The organism is Pseudomonas sp. BN607, from assembly GCF_029871175.1.
In the GTDB taxonomy this organism is placed as follows: Bacteria; Pseudomonadota; Gammaproteobacteria; order Pseudomonadales; family Pseudomonadaceae; genus Aquipseudomonas.
In genome coordinates this window covers 166957-185203 of sequence record NZ_SSOE01000030.1, presented here as the reverse complement: position 1 = coordinate 185203, position 18247 = coordinate 166957, and the positions used below count along the sequence as shown (strand labels likewise).

Sequence of the window (18247 nt, the reverse complement as noted above, 5' to 3'; positions counted from 1 at the left end):
TCTTCGCGGGGCAAGCCCGCTCCTACAAGGACCGCGCTGTACCTGTAGGAGCGGGCTTGCCCCGCGAATGGCCGCACCGGAATGTTGAAGGAGTTACCCATGACCACCCCGCAAAACCCCGACTTCACAGCCATCGACGGAGTTGTCGCCCAAGCGGCCGCGGCCGCCGACTTCTGGGCCGTTTCCAGTGCCACCCAGCGCGCCACTCTGCTGCGTGGCCTGGCCGATGCTCTGGAGCAACAGCAAGCCGAACTGGTCGTCATCGCCGACCGCGAATGCGGCCTCGGAGAAGCCCGCCTCAACGGCGAAGTGGCCCGCACCGCGTTCCAGTTGCGTGGCTTTGCCAGCGAAGTTGAAGCTGGTGTGCCATACCGTCAGGTCGATGACCAGGCGATTGCCGGTGCTCCACCTGCCGGCCGTCCACGCCTGACCCGAGTGCAACGCCCGCTGGGCCCTGTGGCGATGTTCTCGGCCAGCAATTTCCCGTTCGCTTTCTCGGTCCTCGGCGGCGATACTGCTTCGGCTCTGGCCGCCGGCTGTCCGGTGGTGATCAAACCGCATTCCGGCCACCCGGAACTGTCCCGCGCTGTTTTTGCCTTGGCCGCTGGCGTGCTCCGCGCCCAGGGCCTGCCGGCAGGCCTGCTGACCCTGGCCGATGCGCCCAATCGTGCGGCCGGCACCTACCTGGTCCAGCACCCGTCGATCGCCGCTGTGGCGTTCACCGGCTCCTACCAGGGTGGCAAAGCCCTGTGGCAGGCCGCCAATGACCGTGAGCGCCCGGTGCCGTTCTTCGGCGAGTTGGGTTCGATCAACCCGCTGGTGGCCTTACCGGCGGTGCTGGAAAAAGACAGTGAAGCTTTGGCCAAGACCCTGGCTGGCTCGATCACTCTGGGCTGCGGCCAGTTCTGCACCAGCCCCGGCGTGATCGTGCTGCTCGACTCGTCCCACAGTCAGCGTTTTGTCGCCCAACTGGCCGAGGCCATTGCACCGATCACCACGCACCGTATGCTGACCCCGGGCATGCAGCAGGGCTTCGAGGCGGCAGTTGCCTCGGTAGCTGCCAACGCAGCGCCAGTGTTCGCCCCGCAGGCCGATAGCGCAGGCCCGGCGCCGCGGCTGTTTGCCACCGATGCAGCATCGTTCATTGCCAACGCTCACCTGCGTGAAGAAATGTTCGGCCCGGCGGCGCTGATCGTCACCGCACAGTCCGTTTCTCAGGCGGCTGAAGTGCTCGAGGCCATCGGCGGTACCCTGACCACTACCCTGTGGGGTCTGGACGCCGACAATGCCGACAACCGCCAGCTGCTGCGCGCGGCCCAGCGGGTGTCCGGACGGGTGCTGTTCAGTGGCGTACCGACCGGCGTTGCCGTGTGCCACGCCCAGCAACACGGCGGGCCATGGCCTTCGTCCACTGCGCCACAGTCCACCTCGGTCGGCTTTGCCGCCATCGAGCGCTTCCTGCGCCCTGTTGCGTTGCAGGACGCACCGGCATGGGCCCTGGGCTGAGGAGGGCAGGGCGATGATGCGACATATCGTATTGTTCCGCCGCCTGCCTGGCGTCGAAGCGCAGCCTGAGCTGGAGTCGGAGCTGGTGGCGCGGATGCGCGACCTCACTGAAGAAATCGACTTCATTCGCGACTGGAAGGTTGCGGCCAACGAACTGGACCGGCCGATCTGCTGGGACTACATCCTCGAGTCCAGTTTCGACGACGCCGACGCGGTACAGCGGTACCTGCCACACCCCGCGCACCAGGCCCTGGTCGCCGACCTCAAGCAATACTTCGAGTGGGTGGCGGTGGATTACAGCGTCTGATTGACCCCAGAGGCACCTGGCCCTCTGCGGGGCCAGGCGTTATAACAAAAAAGATCCGGCATCACAGGTGCCGGGCGGAGTCGTACATGAACAAGAAAAACAACTACCGCTGGACGATCCTGACCATGCTGTTCCTGGCCATGATCATCAACTATGTCGATCGGGCTGCCCTGTCGATCGCAATGCCGTTCATTACTCAGGAGTATCACCTCACGCCCGCCGAGAAGGGCATGATCTTCAGCAGCTTCTTCTTTGGCTATGCGCTGTTCTGCTTCGTCGGTGGCTACCTGGCTGACCGTTTCGGGCCCAAGCGTGTGCTGACCTGGTCGATGAGCTTCTGGTCGGTGCTATGCGGCTCCACCGCACTGGCCTTCAACTTCTGGTCACTGCTGATTGTGCGTGCTCTGTTTGGTGTTGGCGAAGGCCCGGTGTCGACCACCGCCAACAAGACCGTCAACAGCTGGTTCCCGATCAAGGAGCGCGCCCGTGCCATCGGCATCAACCAGGCCGGCGGCCCGTTGGGGGGCGCCCTTGCCGGACCGATCGTGGGCTTTCTCGCCCTGTGGCTGGGCTGGCGCGTGGCCTTCGTGGTGATCGCTGTCGTCGGCGTGCTCTGGGCCATCGCCTGGTACCGCCTGGCGGCCTCCACGCCCAAGGAGCACCCGCAGGTGTCGGCCGAAGAGCTGGCGTTGATCAACGAAGGCCGTGAGGCCCCGGTCACTGCCGTCGCAGACGCGCCGCGTACCCCGGTGCTGCAAATCATCCTGCAGCGTTCGGTGCTGGTCACTGGCGTTTCTCTGTTCTGTTACAACTACATCCTTTATTTCTTCATGACCTGGTTCCCCAGCTACCTGATCGAGGCCAAGGGCATCGACCTCAAGGCTATGAGCATCGTCACCGCGCTGCCGTGGCTGGTGGGTACCGTCGGCTTCATCTGTGGCGGGTTGCTGATCGACTGGGTATACAAGCGCACCGGCAAGCAACTGTTCTCGCGCAAGGTGGTGCTGGTCAGTTGCCTGCTGGTGGCTGCAGTGTGTATTGGCCTGACCGGCCAGGTGGAAAGCGTGACCAGTACCGTGGTGGTTATGACCGTGGCCATCGGCTTCCTGATGCTTACCGCCCCAGCCTATTGGTCGCTGATCCAGGACGCCGTGCCGGACCATCAGGTAGGTACTGCCGGCGGCTTCATGCATGGCCTGGCCAACTTGTCCGGTATCGTTGCGCCAACCGTGACCGGCTTCATCATCCAGTCCACCGGCACCTACAGCAGCGGCTTTGGTCTGGCTGCCGTGCTTGGCATCGTCGGCGCACTGATCGTGGCCTTGTTCGTCGGCCAGAAGCCGGCCCGGCTAGCCAACGTCATCGCTGCCGCCTGAAATGACTGCTACCCACGTTTTACGGGAATACACCATGCCTACGCTTCTAGTCACCGGCGCCGCCGGAATCGTTGGAACCGCCCTGCGCCCATACTTGCGCGAGCGCTTCAACCTGCGCCTGCTGGATCGCCGGCCGGTCACCGAGTTGGCCGCCAATGAAACCGCCCTGGTCGGCGACCTGACCGACCCGGCCTTCGTTCGCCAGGCCTGCGAGGGTGTCGACGCGGTGCTGCACCTGGCCTGTGCCCATGGCACCGACATCCAGTTTCAGGCCACGGTAGAGCCCAACTACCATGCCACCCTGTACCTGCTGGAGGCTGCCCAGCGCGCCGGTGCGCGGCGCTTCGTGTTCGCCAGCAGCCACCATGTGCTGGGCCAGTACCCCACGCAGGCTGCAGAACAGTTCGACGACCACCCGGTGGCGCCGGACAGCTACTACGCGCTGAGCAAGGTGTTCGGCGAAGCGGCCTGCGCCACCTTCTCCCAGCGCAGCGAGCTGGCCACGTTCATCGTGCGCATCGGCAATGCCGACGCCAAGGTCGCCGATGCCCGTCGCCTCCGCCTGTGGACCAGTGCCCGCGACCTGGCTCAGCTGGTGCTGATCGGCCTGGAGCACGCCGAGGTGCGCCACGAGATCGTCTATGGCGTGTCGGAATGCCCCCAGGCGCTCTTCCACAACAGCCGTGCCCGCGCCCTGGGTTACCGGCCGCAGGACAATGCGGCCGAGCACCTGGCTGACAACTTCCTCGCCTATGACGCCATGGCCGCGGTCGGTTCCGGCCGCGACCATGTCGGCGGCGCCTATGCTGGTGTGGCCCTGGCCAGTGTTCTGGAGCAAGCATGAAAATCGTCCGTATCGATACCCAGATCGTCGAAATTCCCTTCCATGATGGCGGCAAGGGCCAGGGCATCACGCCGACCACGTGGCATACCCTGGAGAACGTGCTGATCCGCCTGGAGGACGAGCGGGGCAATGTTGGCTGGGGCGAGGCGTTCGGTTACTTCGTCGCAGACGCCACCAAGGCCCTGATCGACCGCCTGATCGCACCGCTGCTGCTGGGCCGGCAGATAGATGACATTGCCGCCTTCAACCGTGAACTGCAACTGCGTCTGCACCTGTTCGGCCGTTATGGCGTAACGATGTTCGCCATTTCCGGTGTCGACATTGCTCTCTGGGACCTGGCGGCCCGGTGTGAAGGCGTGCCTTTGCACCGGCTGCTTGGCCAGGCCACTCGCGAGCAGGTGCCAGCCTATGCCAGCCTGGTGCGCTATGCCGACGATCAGATTGCCCCGGCGATCTGCGAGAAGGCGTTGGGCATGGGCTTCACCGACATCAAGCTGCATGAAGTGACCGTGCCGGAGATCGCTGCCTGCCGCCGTGCCATCGGCCACGACGTGCCGCTGGCCACCGACGTGAACTGTGCCTGGTCCGTGGCCGATACTCGCGAATGGTTGCCAGCGCTGGCCGACCTCCAACTGTCCTGGTTGGAGGAACCGATCTTCCCGCCGGAGGACTTCGCCACCCTGGCCAGTCTGCGCGGGCAGGGCGTGGCACTGTCGGCCGGGGAGAACTGGTGCACCGCCGTGCAGTTTGAGCAGGCATTGCGCAGCGGCGCCGTGGATTCTGTCCAGCCCAGCGTGACCAAGGTCGGCGGCATTACCGAGTGCCTGCGCATTGCTGCGCTCGCCCAACAGCATGCTGGCGTGGTGCTACCGCACTGCCCGTACTTCGGCCCGGGCCTCATCGCCACCTTGCACCTGGCGGCGGTGCAGCCGCAGGTACCGCAGATCGAATACCTGTTCGTCGAGCCGGCCGGTTGGCTCTACCCGGTAGAGCATCTGCGTCAGGGTAACCGGTTGCAAGTGCCGCAAGGTCCAGGTCTGGGCCTGGACATCGACCTGCAAGTGGCCGAGCGCTTCCGCCGCTAACTCGTCCCGTTAACGCCTCACCGCCGTGCCTCGGCACGGCGGCAGGGGATGTGCATGCCAGTAAAAGGCATTGGAGGTTCTATGCACACCGTGGTTCTGAGCAATGCCACCTGGTCGCTGGGCGTGCTGCCGGCCTGGGGCGGGCGTATCGCCCACCTCAATGCCGAGGGGCTGGACATCCTGCAGCCGATCAGGGCCAACCAGTTCAACCCGCTGGACTGGCCACGGGCCGGCGCCTACCCGCTGATGCCGTACTCCAACCGCATCCGCAACGCGCGGTTGCGCTTCGCAGGCACCGAGCACCCGTTGCCCGCACATCCGGCGGCACTGCCCCATACCTTGCATGGCGTGAGCCACACCCAGCCCTGGCAGGTGGTGGACACCGGTAGCGATCGCTTGAGCATCACCTGCGACTACCAAGGCGCGCAATGGCCGTGGGCGTTTCGCGCCGAACAGCACTTCGTACTCGACGGCGCACGCCTGCGCATCACCCTGGTGCTCGTAAACCTGGGACAAACGACCATGCCTGGCGGCCTCGGGCTGCACCCGTACTTCCAGCGCCATCCCGGCATGCGCGTGCAGTATCGCACCGGGCGGGAATGGCAGATTGACGAGCAGTACCTGGCCACCGGTGCGTACCTGGAGGGCGCCAAGGACTGGTCGATCGAAGCGGATGCCGGCGAGGCGCTCGCGCATTACCAGTCACGCTGGAATGGCCAGCTGCAAATCGATTACCCCAATGGCCATGTGCACCTTCAGGCCTCGCAGGTGCTGAACCACTTCGTCGCGTTCGCCCCGGTCGGCAGTACCTACCTGTGCCTGGAGCCGGTGTCGCATCTGGCTGACGCCTTCAACCAGACCCGCGACAGCTGGGCCGAAACCGGCACCCGTGAACTCGCACCGGGCGAGCGCCTGGAGGCCTCCCTCGAATTCACCTGGCAACACCGCTGACGCAACACCTCACATACCTATAAGAAGAGAACAACAATGAAACACTCCTCGACTGGAGCGGGCTTCGCTCGCGTTGCAAAACCCTTGTCCCTGCTGCTTGGGCTCGGCCCGCTGTATGCCCAGGGCGCGTTCCTCGACGCCAGCAAGGCCAACCTGACCTTTCGCAACTTCTACTACAACCACGACCTGCGCGATTCGACCAAACCTGCCCAGTCGAAGCTGGAGGAGTGGGCTCAGGGTTTCATCCTCAAGGGCGAGTCGGGTTATACCGACACGACGGTCGGGGTGGGCGTGGATGTGTACGCAGGTCTTGGCCTGAAGCTCGACTCGTCGCCCTCGCGCAGCGGCACCGGACTGTTACCGGGGGCCTATGACCGTGCAGGCGGGCCGCGCAATGTCGACCCGCGCTCGGTGGACGATTTTTCCGAGGCCACGGCGGCGGTCAAGTTCAAGTACTCGAAAAGCGAGCTCAAGGTGGGTGGGCTGTTTCCGAAGATTCCGCTGGTCAGTTCCGGCGACGCGCGCCTGCTGCCGCAGTTCTTCGAAGGGGCGATGTTGGACATTCGCGAACTGGAGAACCTCGACATTGGCCTGGGCCAGATGCATAAGGTCAACCAGCGCGAGTTCGCCGGCGCCCGGGATATCCAGGTGGGCAACTACTACAGCGTGTTCAGCGACCGCTTCGATTACCTCGGTGGCACTTGGCGTGCCACGCCACAGACGTCGCTGGGGGTGTGGACTGGCCGCCTGGCAGATGTGTACCAGCAAACCTTGTACACCGGCACCCATACCCTCAAGGCCGGTGACTGGAACCTCTCTGGGACGCTCAACTACCTCGACACCGGCGAATCCGGCAGCGAAAAGGCCGGCCAGCTCGACAGCCGCATGACCTCGGCGATGCTCAGCGCCAACCTGCGCGCCCAGACCTTCCGCCTTGGCTACCAGTACAACGCTGGTGACAGCGCCTTGCCGTTCATCCACGACACCGATCTGCCCGGTGTGGCCAACGCCGTGCAGGTCCTGCGTTTCGACCGTGCCCAGGAACGCTCCTGGCAGGCCCGCTACGACCTCGACTTCGCGGCCCTCGGTGTGCCGGGGCTGACCGCGTTCGCCCGCTACGTAAAGGGCGACAACTTCAAGGTGGCCGGGGAGGACGGCAGCGAATGGGAGCGCAACCTGGACATCACCTACGTGGTCCAAAGCGGGCCACTGAAAAACCTGGCGCTGCGCTGGCGCAACGTCGAGCTGCAGGGCGATGCCACCGGCCGGCGTGATGAAAACCGGGTGATCATCGCGTATACCTTGCCCTTGCTCTGACCTGGAGGATTGCCCGTGGTATCCCGTCCGTTCGACCCTGCCATGCAGGCCTACATCGTCAACAGCCAGCGCTTTGCCCCGCGTGACAACAGCCTGGCGGCCCGGCGCGAAGCCTTTCTCGCTGCATGCCGTGCCTGTACGCCACCGCGGCCGATTGACTGGCAGGTTGCCGATATCGATCTGAAGGGCTTGCGCCTGCGCTGTTACACACCCCCGGGCGAAGTGCCGCCCGGGGGATGGCCGACGCTGTTGTACCTGCATGGCGGCGGCTGGGACCTGGGCAATCTCGACACCCATGACTGGTTTGCCCATGCCCTGATGCAGCGGATGCCGCAGGCGATCGTTGCCGTGGAGTACCGGCTGGCGCCGGAGCATGCCTATCCGGCGCCACTGGAAGACTGCCTGAAAGCTTGGTGCGGTTTGCGCGCCGGGCTTGTCGACCCTCGCCTCAGCACGGTGTGCTTGATGGTGGCGGGGGACAGCGCAGGGGGCACGCTGGCTGCGGGCCTGTGCATGGCTTTGCGCCGTGACGGGTTGAAACAGCCGCTGGGGCAGTTGCTGGTGTATCCGGTGCTGACGGCTCGGCAGGGCTTGCCATCGATGCGTGAGCATGCCGAGGCGCCGATGATGACGGTGGCGGGGTTGGTGAAGTCATTGGCGGGCTTCTTGCCTCAAGCGCTGCAGCGTGATGACCCCTGCGCCATGCCGCTGGAAGCTGAAGACTTTGCCGGGCTGGCTCCGGCGTTGGTGCTGGTGGCACGGGTCGACCCGCTGTGCGATCACGGGCTGGCCTATGTCGATGCACTGGCGGCGGCGGGTGTGGCGGCCCGAGCCTGGGTGGGGGAGGGCATGGTGCATTCAAGCCTGCGGGCATTCGGGGTGGCCGAAGTCGAACAGGCTTGGGATCACATGGCGGCGCAGTTGCTGCGCTGGGCTGGCGATTGACGCGCGCAGCCCTCAGGTGCTTTCGCGCACCACCAGGCTGAAACCCACATCCTCCACCTGTTCCCCGCGCCCCAGGCTCCCTTCGATCCGCTGCAGCAGCAACTCTGCCGTACGCAGGCCAATGCGCCCGCCGTCAACGTTCACCGTGCTCAAGCGCGGGTGGGTATGCGCAGCGAATTCCAGGTTGCCGAAGCCCATTACCGCCAGATCCTGAGGCACGCGCAGGCCATTGGCCTGGGCCTCGGCCATGACCCCTTGGGCGAGCAAGTCGATGCTGCAGATCACCGCGTCCATCGGCACCTTGGCCGCCAGCATTCGGGCCATGGCTTCACGGCCGTGGCCCATGTTTACCGGCACGGCTTCGAGCTCGCAGGCAACCACTTCGACGCTGGCTGCGCGCAGGGTGTCGGTACACGCCTGACGCCGTCGGGTGGCACGGGCGTCGTCGCTCCAGACCATGCCGACGCGGCGGTGGCCGCGCTCGATGATGTGCTGGGCCATGGCCTGGCCGACGGCCTCGTGGGAAAAACCGACCACGGTGTCGATCGGGTCCGCCGCCAGCTCCCAGGTCTCTACCACCGGAATGCCACGGGCGATCAGCTTTTCCCGCGCTTCAGGGCTTTGCAGTTGGCGGGTCAGCACGATGCCGTCAGGGCGGCGGGCAAGGATGGCGTCGATCAATTCCGCTTCGCTGCTGTGTGCCAGGTCCGACTGACTCAGCAGCAATTGGTAGCGTGCGGCGGCCAGGCGCTGGCCGAGCTGGGTGATGGTGTCGACGAAGGCGCGGTTGGCAATGTTCGGCACCACCACGATGACCAGCCGGCTGCGCTGTGAAACCAGGGCGCCCGCCAGCATGTTCGGCACATAGCCGGTCTTGCGGATGGCGGTGCGCACCTTTTTCTGGGTTTTCTCCGACACCAGTTCCGGCCGGTTGATCACCCGGGAAACGGTGATGGGCGAGACCTTGGCCATTTTCGCCACGTCATCCAGAGTGGCGGTTGCCGATTTCGGACCGGTGGAGTTTACGGGGTTTTCCAGCATGCGAAGCCTCAAGGCAGGCGGGTTGGGCGGGTAAATCGATTCTACCGGAACGGCGCACGCTTTCCTGCCCCTTTAAGCTATTCCCAATGCATGGGAATTTCACCCGAACACGCATTTGCAGCCCGCGTGGAATAGGGAATAGGATCAATGACAGCGCTGTCATTTGATAGCGCTGTCATTGGTCGGGGGCAGCTCTCCAGCAGGGCTGCAAGCTGCCAGAATTCGAAGCAGGTGCTGGTGCAAGGCCCTGCACGACGCCAATAAAAACAATGAGGCAATCGCGATGCACAACAATGACACTTACGCCGCCGGGCCTGCCCCCGGCGCCGTGGCCGCGTCCCCCACGGCTACCCGTTATCGCTACCTGATCCTGGCCCTGATCACCATGGTCCTGGCCCTGAGCAGCGGTGACCGCGCCGCCCTGTCGGTGGCAGGTTCCGACATGGGCAAGGAGCTCGGCATCAGCTCGGTGGAAATGGGCTACCTGTTCTCGATCTTCAGCTGGGCCTACGTGATCTTCCTGATCCCTTCCGGCTGGCTGGCTGACCGCTTCGGCTCGAAGAAAACCATGGCCCTGGCCATCTCCGTGTGGTCGGTCTTCACTGTGTGCATGGGCCTGGTGCACTTCGTCGGCATGATCGTGCCGCTGCTGCTGGCTCTGCGCTTTCTCTTGGGCGTGGCCGAAGCGCCGGTGGGGCCTGCCTCGACGCGGGTGATAGCGTCCTGGTTCCCGTCGGCGGAGCGGGGCATGGCAGGGGCCATCTTCAACAGTGCGCAGTACATCTCGCTGGCATTCTTCACCCCGTTCATGGGCTGGCTGTGTTACGCCTTCGGCTGGGAATACGTGTTCATCGTCATGGGCATTGTCGGCTTCGGCATTGCCGCGATCTGGTGGAAAAACTATTACCTGCCGGTCAGCCACCCGAAGATGAACGGCGAAGAACTCGACTACCTGCGCAAAGGGGAAGCGCTGGTCGATCTCGAAGCCCAAGCCTCGCTGCCCAAAGAAAAACGCCGCAGTTCGTTGGCTGAAGTGGGCCTGCTGTTCAAGAGCCGCATGCTGCTGGGCATGTTCATCAGCCAGTACTGCGTCAGCGCGGTTACCTGGTTCTACGTGACCTGGTTCCCGATCTACCTGGTCAAGGAGCGTGGCTTCGACATCCTCCAGGCGGGCCTGGTGGCCTCCATCCCGGCCTTGTGCGGGCTGATCGGTGCGGTCTCCTCTGGCTTCTTCTCCGACTACCTGCTACGCCGCACGAAGTCTCTGAGCATCGCCCGCAAGACGCCGATCATCACTGGCGTGCTGTTGAGTTCGACCATGATGCTGTGCAACTACGTCGACGCCCAGTGGCTGGTGATCGCGGTGATGAGCCTGGCGTTCTTCGGCAAGGGCTTCGGCAACCTCGGCTTCAGCGTGGTGGCCGACACCGCCCCGCGCGAAATGATCGGCATGACCGGCGGCGTGTTCAACGCCCTGGGCAACACCGCCGGCATCGTCACCCCTGTGATCATCGGCTACCTGCTGCATTCCAGCGGCTCGTTCAACAGCGCACTTATCTACGTCGGTGCCCACGGCCTGCTGGCGGCATTCTCCTACCTGGTGATCGTCGGCCGCATCCAGCGCCTGCAGATTTCCGATTTGACCGGCAAACCTTCCAACGCACAGTGATTCAGAGGACGACTCCATGATCGAAAGCAACGTCTACATCGACCCGAAAATCGCCGCCCTGCAACCCGGGCCAGCCACCACCGACAGCATTGCCTGGATCAAGCTGTCCTACACCGTGCTGCCACTGGGCGCGCCGATCAGCGATGCCAAGGTGCTGACCGGGCGGCAGAAGCCGCTGACCGAAATCGCTTTCATCTTCGCCGAAATCCGCACCCGCGAAGGCCATGAGGGCATCGGCTTCGGCTACTCCAAGCGCGCCGGCGGCCCGGGCATGTACGCCCACGCCCAGGAAATCGCCCCGACCCTGCTGGGCGAGGACCCCAACGACATCGCCAAGCTTTACAACAAGCTGCTTTGGGCCGGTGCCTCGATGGGGCGCAGCGGTCTCACCACCCAGGCCATCGCGCCGTTCGACATCGCCTTGTGGGACTTGAAAGCCAAGCGCGCCGGCTTGCCGCTTGCCAAGTTGCTTGGTGCTCACCGCGATTCGGTGCAGTGCTACAACACCTCCGGCGGCTACTTGTCTACGCCGCTGGAAAAAGTCCTGGAAAACGTACAGACCTCGCGTGGCAATGGTATCGGCGGTATCAAGATCAAGGTTGGCCAGCCAGACACCAGCATCGATTTCAAACGTGTGCAGGCGGTACGCGAGCAACTGGGCGAAGGCTTCCCGCTGATGGTCGACGCCAACCAACAATGGGACCGGGTGACCGCCCAGCGCTTCTGCCGCAAGCTTGAACAGTTCGACCTGACCTGGATCGAAGAGCCGCTGGACAGCGCTGACGTGGAAGGCCACGCCGCCCTGGCCGCGTCGTTGGACACCGCCATTGCCACCGGTGAGATGCTCACCAGCTTCAACGAGCACGCCCAGCTGATCACCGCCAACGCCTGCGATTTCGTCCAGCCCGATGCGCCGCGGGTCGGCGGTATCACGCCCTTCCTGCAGATCATGAGCCTGGCCAGTTTCAAGGGCCTGAAGCTGGCGCCGCACTTCGCCATGGAGATCCACCTGCACCTGGCCGCGGCCTACCCGGAAGAGCCATGGCTGGAGCACTTCGAATGGCTTGAGCCGATGTTCAATGAGCGCCTGGAGCTGCGTGAAGGGCGCATGTGGGTACCCAACCGCCCGGGCCTGGGCTTCTCCCTCAGTGAACAGGCCCTCGCCTGGACCCAGAACAGCGTCGAATTCGGCAAACGCCCGTGAGCAAGCCACGGCGGTGGCGCTTTTGCCGCCATCGCCGTGTATGACCTACCCATAGGAAAATACCATGAGTCACCGTGAAGTGAGCCCCGTCATTCGCCTCGATGCCGCTGACAACGTGGTTGTCGCGCGCGTCGAAATCCCCGCCGGCACCGCCATCCCCGGTGAAGGCGTGACTACCCAGCAGCCGGTACCGCTGGGGCACAAGGTCGCTGCCCGGCTGATCGCCAAGGGCGAGCCGGTACTCAAGTACAACACAGTGATCGGCTATGCCAGCGAAGACCTGCTGCCAGGCACCTGGATGCACAGCCACAACATCGCCTTTGGTGAAACCGACCGCGACTATCGCTACGGCCTGGACTATGTGCCTACCGACATGCTCCCGCTAGAGCAGCGTGCCACGTTCCAGGGCATCGTCCGCGACGACGGCCGGGTAGCCACCCGTAACTACCTGGGTGTCTTCGTGGTCGGCAACTGCGGTGCGACCGTGGCGCGCAAGATCGCCAACCACTTCGACGAGCGCCGCCTGGCCGGCTTCCCGCATATCGACGGCGTGGTGCCCTACGTGCATGAAATCGGCTGCGGTATGGAAATGACCGGCGAGCCGATGGACCTGCTGCGCCGCACTATCGGTGGCTACATCAAGCACCCTAACACCGTGGGTGCGGTGGTTATCGCCCTGGGCTGCGAGCGCAACAACATCCACGGCTTCTTCGAGCAGGAAGGGCTGGTGGAAGGCGACATGCTGAAGAAGCTGGTGATCCAGGACGTCGGCGGGGTGAAGAGCGCCACCGACCAGGGTATTGCGCTGATCGAAGGCATGCTGCCCCAGGCCGATCAGGCTCGGCGCCAACCGGTGTCCGCCGAGCACTTGATGATTGGCATGCAGTGCGGCGGTTCTGATGGTTTCTCCGGCCTCTCGGCCAACCCGGCGCTGGGCGCGGCGGTAGACATCCTGGTGCGCCATGGTGGCACCGCGATCCTTTCGGAAACCTCAGAAATCTTCGGCGTCGAGCACACCTTGACCGCCCGCGCCGCCACCCCGGCGGTGGGCCGCAAGCTGATCGAGCGCATCGAGTGGTGGCTTGAGTACAACCGCGGCCGCGATAGTCAGATCAATGGCCGGGTCAGCCCAGGCAACAATACCGGTGGCCTGGCCAATGTCCTGGAAAAATCCCTGGGTGGCGCGAAGAAGGGCGGCAATGCGCCGCTCATGGACGTGTACGAGTATGCCCATCCGGTGAAGACCCACGGCCTGGTGTTCATGGACACCCCCGGCTACGACCCGGTCTCGGCCACCGGCCAGATCGCCGGCGGCGCCAACCTGATCGCCTTCACCACCGGCCGTGGCTCCTGCTTCGGCTCAGTGCCGGCGCCGACCTTCAAGCTGGCCAGCAACTCGCCCATGTACCAGCGCATGAGCGACGACATGGACATCAACTGCGGGCAGATCATTGACGGCGACAAGACCATTGCCCAGATGGGCCAGGCAATCTTCGAGCGCCTGCTCGCCCATGCCTCGGGGGAGGCGACCAAGAGCGAGCTCAACGGCCTGGGCGAGGATGAATTCTGCCCGTGGCAGATAGGCGTACTCGCCTGAACCGGCCCCTTCGCGGCTAAAGCCCCTCCCACAGGGTTGACCTTGATCTCAGGGACTGTGCAGTCCCTGTGGGAGCGGGCTTGCCCGCGAAGCGGCCCGCCCAGACAACACAACGATAGCGGCCTGCACTCCCGCCCGGCCGAATGGACCAGTCATGCACAAAAACAACAACATCCTGCCTGTTGCCTCACTGCTGTGCTTTACCCTCCCGGCCCACGCCGAAGGCTTTCTGCAAGACAGCCAGGCCTCTTTGAAGGCCCTGAACTTCTACCTCAACCGCGACTTCCGTGAAGGCACGGGCATCTCCAAGCGCGAGGAATGGGCCCAAGGCTTCATTCTCGATTTCCGCTCTGGCTACACCCCTGGCACCCTTGGCTTTGGCCTCGATGCCCTCGGCATGCTCGGCCTGAAACTCGACTCAGGCCCAGGCCGCAGTGGCACCGGCCTGCTGCCGGTAGGCGACGATGGCCGTGCCCCGGACCAGTACAGCAAATTCGGCCTCACCGCCAACGCACGCCTGTCGAAGACTGAGTTGAAGATCGGTACCCAGTTGCTCAAGTACCCGACCATCGCCTCCAGCACCGGTCGTATTCTACCGCAGACCTTCCAGGGCGGTGTGCTGACCTCCAAAGAGCTGGACAGCCTGACCTTCACCTACGCCCAGATCGACCGCACCACCAAGCGCGACTACTCGCACAGCGAGGCCATGAGCCTGGTCAACAAGAACGGCCGCTTCAGCGGCACCCCCGAGGCCGACGACTTTCGCATGGGCGGCGTGGACTACGTGGTCAACCCCAACCTGAGCCTTAGCTACCAGTACGGCGAGCTAGCCGAGGTTTACGGCCAGCACTATCTCGGCCTGCTTGGCAGTACCGCGCTTGGCCCCGGTAAGCTGGCTCTGGATGCGCGTTACTTCGTCAGCAACGACAAGGGCCAGGCCATGGCCGGTCGGGTCGACAACCGCACACTCAACGTGCTGCTCAGTTACAGCCAGGCCGGGCATACCTTCGGCGTCGCCTACCAAGGCATGTCCGGCTCCACGGCCATGCCTTACCTGATCGGCACCGACGCCTACCTGACCAACTACATGATGGCCGCCGACTTCATGGAAACCGGCGAGCGCACCTGGCAACTGCGCTACGCCTACGACTTCGTTGCCCTGGGCATCCCAGGGCTGACGTTCTCGACCCGATACAACCATGCCGATCATGCCAACCCGGTCACTTTCGCCGGGGAAGGGCGCGAGTGGGAGCGTGATACCGACCTGGGTTACACCATCCAGTCCGGGCCGCTGAAGAACGTCAACGTGCTGTGGCGCAACGCCGCGCTGCGTTCCAACTATCAACGCGATATCGATGAGGACCGGCTGATCGTGAGCTACACCTTGCCGCTGTTCTGATCGCGCAGGTCATGTACGAGGATTAATCGCCGGGTATTGGCGGTGAGGCCGGTAAAGACTTTTACCGGCTTTTTTTAACATCTCAGGTGCTGAGTGGAAATCTCGACCGGTTTACCCATTGGCCCCGAGGCAATCTCCTGATGGTTGGCCCCGGTCTTGAGGTAGACCGCTATCGGATCCGCGCTCCAGCGTCCCAGCCCGCGATAAGGGTCGCCGGTGACTTCCGGTGCGTAGCTGCCGAGCAGCTCGGCACCCTGCAGGTAATGACCGATGTCGCCACCGAGCAGGTTCTCCGGCGTATGGCAGGCTGCGCAATGATAGCGCCGTCCACCGGGTAACGCCGCGGTTCCATTGCGCGGTCTGATCGGGCTGCGGCACGAACGGGGTGTTGTCGAACAACAGCAGATTCCAGCTCAGCAGGGCCTGGCTAATGTTGAAGGGGAAACCTAGGGTGTTGGGTGTGGGCGCCTACTGGACCGTTAATTAGCGCATCCCAGCCATCAGGAGGGTTGCCGCGGCCCAGCATCTTCTCGAATACGGCGTAGGGGGCGGATTTGCTGCCTGCAGGCCGTAGGGTGTTTTCGGCATAGACCCATGTTGGATCTTGAGTTATAGCGAAAGAACAGCCGAAGGCGCCTCCCGATTTTTGCCCGCCGCCATTGCAATTTGAGTAGCTGTAAAGTCACTCCGTCATGGAACAACAGTGTCCAGCCATGTCTGGTTTTCTGCTGATCAAGCATAGGCGGGGAGGACGCTCAATAGCGCCGCAGGATGAGTTACACCACTTCCTGGGACACGATCCTAGGAGAAGGCAGAAATGATCAGCCAACAAGCATGCGCGAAGCCCTTAAAGACTGTCAGGGTCCCCGAAGAACATTTGGATTAGCCTCTAAAACGGTGTTTTCAGCTAAAAAAACTAGAAATATACCCGCAAAAATACCCTCGATACCCTCACATGGATCCGCGATCTAGAATGGCGATTTCTGACGGCTACCGAGATGGAACCAGATGGAGCTCAGTGTACCTCCGTGGCGAGGGCGGCGGAATCGAGATGGATCCTGTTCGTATGCGATCGCTTGGCGGGGGCAGGCTACCATCGCTGGTAAAGTGTTCCGTGCGGGGGACAGAAGCTGCCAACGGATGTGTGATGGTTTCTGGGTTCGAATCCCTACGCTTCCGCCACTAATTTTCATTAAAGCCCTGATTTTTCGGGGCTTTTTTGTGCCTGTAAGTTTTTGGTCCCCCATCTGGTCCCCCATTTTTAGCTCGGATTCCTTTGGCCTTCTAGGGACTCTGTTGGACCGTCTTGTGTTCATAATGACCATTGATGAAATTGTTTCTGCAGAGCAAAACCGCCAGAGGTAAGCCTGCGCCTCTCGGAGTAGAAGCAGCGCTATCGGCCTTGCTGACTCAGGGAGCTCTGCCGCTTAGGACAACTGGCGAAGTAGGTATCCGGATCGGCGTGCCTTCTTGTAGTCGACACCCCCCCTTGAAAGGGGCACGGGCCAAATTGGCTTCGGATCGTCCTCGGCCGCGCCTACGTCACGATCAGTGGGCGCAAGGCAGCAGCTACCCGATCATCTATCAGGACGTTCGGTTTGCCGTCACTACGGATTAAAGGATCATTGCAAGAGAATCTATCAAGCGGCAGAGCGTTGATCTCTTAACGATTGCCCCCAAGGATGACGTGGTAGTTGTACCGGCTGGTTGTGATTGGGTGATGGCATTCTGTTACTATCCTGCGCCGTGAAATTACGGATCACATGCTGCAGCGGGAGGCGCTTGTAAGGGTGATGGATAACACAGACTCAAATGCGGTTCATGAGGCGACGGCTGCCGCGTTGGGATTTTACTACCAGAGCCAGTTTGCGTTACTGACACTCCTCTCTCAGACGGGTGACGACGCTGCAGTGGCGGTGGAGAGGCTCGACGATGTGGAGCTGAAGGCGAATGGGCAGACGCTGCTCTACCAGCTGAAGCACTCTGTCCAGGCAAATCCGCCTCCTGTCACTCTGGCATCAGTCGCGCTTTGGAAGACGATTCGCGTTTGGATCGATGCCTTACGGTTAATTTCGCTTGCCGACACGACATTCCACCTCGTATCGGTGGGAAAGGTACCGAGCGACTGTCCTCTGACGGCACTTTGTGATTCAACGACCAATCGAAAGGCGTTGCTGAAAGCGATGACCGAGGAGGCCACTCGGGTTGTCAAAATGAGGGCAGAGGCAAAAGCCGCTGGTGGCAAGCTTCCTCACGCAACGCGTGCTGCGGGTTGCGAAGCCTTCCTTGCATTGGATGCCTCTACCAAGCTGAACTTGCTCAGGCGCATTCGTATTCAGCAGGACAGCGTCACCATCGATCAGATCCAGAATGAAGTCGCCAAAAGGCTGCATATTTTGCCAAAGCAACAGCGGGTTCAGGTTGCTGAGCGGCTGCTGGCATGGTGGGATCAGCAAGTCGTCTACACCATGTGTGACAGGCGCGACCGGGTCATCCAGTGCAGCGAGTTGCAGCACACCATCTCTGAGATTTCGGCACAACTGGAAGACGATCAACTCATTGCTGACTTCGATACGGTTTCCCATCCGGATGATTATCAAGCTGATGGCATGTTGTATCGCCAGATAGATCTGGTCGGTGGCAAACCCTTGGATGTGAGCAAAGCGATTCGCGAAGAATGGCGAGCGAAGATGCAGCGATCCAAGTGGATCGAGCGTAACCCCAGTATGCGCTCCAAGATTGCGGGTTACGACGCAAAGCTCACAGAGTTCTGGGAAGACCTGCATTCCGAGATTTTCGAGGATTGGGAAGATCTTGAGGCTGGAGAAGTGGAGGCAAAGGGTTTGGAGCTATTGCGCTGGACTCATAAGCATGCCCCGAACCAGGTCGAGCCCATCTCTAAAAGCTGGAATGGCCATTACTACGTCCGAGGCTCTTACCAAGTGCTGGCGATCGATCTCGAGGTGGGTTGGCACGCCAACTACCGCAAGCTGCTGGAGGACTAGG

The 18247-nt window shown here is 62.7% G+C and carries 14 protein-coding genes and 1 pseudogene; 13 read left to right on the top strand and 2 right to left on the bottom strand.

All coding sequences use genetic code 11. The features are described 5' to 3' along the window. The first annotated feature begins 99 nt into the window (after window positions 1–99). From E8E68_RS08455 to E8E68_RS08420, 8 genes are all read left to right on the top strand, one after another. Window positions 100–1506 carry an aldehyde dehydrogenase (NADP(+)) gene (locus E8E68_RS08455; protein WP_280340667.1) on the top strand — a complete coding sequence of 469 codons (1407 nt, stop codon included), beginning with the start codon at window positions 100–102 and terminating at the stop codon, window positions 1504–1506. 13 nt (window positions 1507–1519) lie between these two features. Continuing rightward, entirely contained in the window at window positions 1520–1813 is a 294-nt protein-coding gene (locus E8E68_RS08450; RefSeq protein ID WP_280340666.1) for a Dabb family protein, read from the top strand. A gap of 86 nt (window positions 1814–1899) precedes the next feature. Then, on the top strand, window positions 1900–3189 hold the full coding sequence (locus E8E68_RS08445; protein ID WP_280340664.1) for an MFS transporter: 1290 nt from the start codon (window positions 1900–1902) through the stop codon (window positions 3187–3189). A 34-nt stretch (window positions 3190–3223) separates the two neighbouring features. Continuing rightward, window positions 3224–4033 (top strand): NAD(P)-dependent oxidoreductase, encoded by an 810-nt coding sequence (locus tag E8E68_RS08440; RefSeq protein WP_280340662.1) that lies wholly within the window; start codon window positions 3224–3226, stop codon window positions 4031–4033. Beyond that, the gene (locus E8E68_RS08435; protein WP_280340660.1) at window positions 4030–5118 is read left to right on the top strand and encodes a mandelate racemase/muconate lactonizing enzyme family protein; all 1089 of its coding nucleotides are present in this window, start codon (window positions 4030–4032) and stop codon (window positions 5116–5118) included. Before E8E68_RS08440 ends, E8E68_RS08435 begins: the two co-directional genes overlap by 4 nt. 81 nt (window positions 5119–5199) lie before the next feature. Beyond that, window positions 5200–6069 (top strand): aldose 1-epimerase, encoded by an 870-nt coding sequence (locus tag E8E68_RS08430; RefSeq protein WP_280340659.1) that lies wholly within the window; start codon window positions 5200–5202, stop codon window positions 6067–6069. A 36-nt stretch (window positions 6070–6105) separates the two neighbouring features. After that, window positions 6106–7386, top strand: coding sequence for an OprD family porin (locus E8E68_RS08425; RefSeq protein WP_280340657.1), 1281 nt, complete (start codon window positions 6106–6108; stop codon window positions 7384–7386). 15 nt (window positions 7387–7401) lie between these two features. After that, entirely contained in the window at window positions 7402–8331 is a 930-nt protein-coding gene (locus E8E68_RS08420) for an alpha/beta hydrolase (RefSeq protein ID WP_280340656.1), read from the top strand. Between the two features lie 12 nt (window positions 8332–8343). Here the strand turns inward: E8E68_RS08420 and E8E68_RS08415 are convergent, their stop codons facing one another. Continuing rightward, window positions 8344–9372: a LacI family DNA-binding transcriptional regulator gene (locus E8E68_RS08415; protein WP_280340654.1), complete on the bottom strand. Its 1029-nt coding sequence runs from the start codon at window positions 9370–9372 to the stop codon at window positions 8344–8346. A gap of 283 nt (window positions 9373–9655) precedes the next feature. On the opposite strand from E8E68_RS08415, the gene E8E68_RS08410 reads away from it, so the two are divergent. From E8E68_RS08410 to E8E68_RS08395, 4 genes are all read left to right on the top strand, one after another. Then, window positions 9656–11041 (top strand): MFS transporter, encoded by a 1386-nt coding sequence (locus tag E8E68_RS08410; protein WP_280340652.1) that lies wholly within the window; start codon window positions 9656–9658, stop codon window positions 11039–11041. 16 nt (window positions 11042–11057) lie between these two features. After that, the gene (locus E8E68_RS08405) at window positions 11058–12245 is read left to right on the top strand and encodes a mandelate racemase/muconate lactonizing enzyme family protein (RefSeq protein ID WP_280340651.1); all 1188 of its coding nucleotides are present in this window, start codon (window positions 11058–11060) and stop codon (window positions 12243–12245) included. Between the two features lie 64 nt (window positions 12246–12309). After that, complete coding sequence (locus E8E68_RS08400; RefSeq protein WP_280340649.1) at window positions 12310–13842, top strand: altronate dehydratase family protein; 1533 nt, start codon at window positions 12310–12312, stop codon at window positions 13840–13842. A gap of 154 nt (window positions 13843–13996) precedes the next feature. After that, window positions 13997–15241 (top strand): OprD family porin, encoded by a 1245-nt coding sequence (locus E8E68_RS08395; protein ID WP_280340647.1) that lies wholly within the window; start codon window positions 13997–13999, stop codon window positions 15239–15241. Window positions 15242–15668: 427 nt separating this feature from the next. On the opposite strand, the pseudogene E8E68_RS08390 reads toward E8E68_RS08395, so the two are convergent. Continuing rightward, window positions 15669–15981, bottom strand: a pseudogene (locus E8E68_RS08390) (type II toxin-antitoxin system YhaV family toxin). 1053 nt (window positions 15982–17034) lie between these two features. Between E8E68_RS08390 and E8E68_RS08385 the strand changes: the two are divergent. Further along, window positions 17035–18246: an ABC-three component system protein gene (locus tag E8E68_RS08385; RefSeq protein ID WP_159266491.1), complete on the top strand. Its 1212-nt coding sequence runs from the start codon at window positions 17035–17037 to the stop codon at window positions 18244–18246. The last annotated feature ends 1 nt before the right edge of the window (window position 18247 follow it).

Bases quoted from the DNA above. Each gene is read 5' to 3' on its own strand.
- E8E68_RS08405 (WP_280340651.1), top strand. From the start codon at position 11,058: ATGATCGAAAGCAACGTCTACATCGACCCGAAAATCGCCGCCCTGCAA.
- E8E68_RS08435 (WP_280340660.1), top strand. From the start codon at position 4,030: ATGAAAATCGTCCGTATCGATACCCAGATCGTCGAAATTCCCTTCCAT.
- E8E68_RS08455 (WP_280340667.1), top strand. From the start codon at position 100: ATGACCACCCCGCAAAACCCCGACTTCACAGCCATCGACGGAGTTGTC.
- E8E68_RS08385 (WP_159266491.1), top strand. From the start codon at position 17,035: ATGGATAACACAGACTCAAATGCGGTTCATGAGGCGACGGCTGCCGCG.
- E8E68_RS08450 (WP_280340666.1), top strand. From the start codon at position 1,520: ATGATGCGACATATCGTATTGTTCCGCCGCCTGCCTGGCGTCGAAGCG.
- E8E68_RS08395 (WP_280340647.1), top strand. From the start codon at position 13,997: ATGCACAAAAACAACAACATCCTGCCTGTTGCCTCACTGCTGTGCTTT.
- E8E68_RS08425 (WP_280340657.1), top strand. From the start codon at position 6,106: ATGAAACACTCCTCGACTGGAGCGGGCTTCGCTCGCGTTGCAAAACCC.
- E8E68_RS08440 (WP_280340662.1), top strand. From the start codon at position 3,224: ATGCCTACGCTTCTAGTCACCGGCGCCGCCGGAATCGTTGGAACCGCC.
- E8E68_RS08445 (WP_280340664.1), top strand. From the start codon at position 1,900: ATGAACAAGAAAAACAACTACCGCTGGACGATCCTGACCATGCTGTTC.
- E8E68_RS08415 (WP_280340654.1), bottom strand. From the start codon at position 9,372: ATGCTGGAAAACCCCGTAAACTCCACCGGTCCGAAATCGGCAACCGCC.
- E8E68_RS08430 (WP_280340659.1), top strand. From the start codon at position 5,200: ATGCACACCGTGGTTCTGAGCAATGCCACCTGGTCGCTGGGCGTGCTG.
- E8E68_RS08410 (WP_280340652.1), top strand. From the start codon at position 9,656: ATGCACAACAATGACACTTACGCCGCCGGGCCTGCCCCCGGCGCCGTG.
- E8E68_RS08400 (WP_280340649.1), top strand. From the start codon at position 12,310: ATGAGTCACCGTGAAGTGAGCCCCGTCATTCGCCTCGATGCCGCTGAC.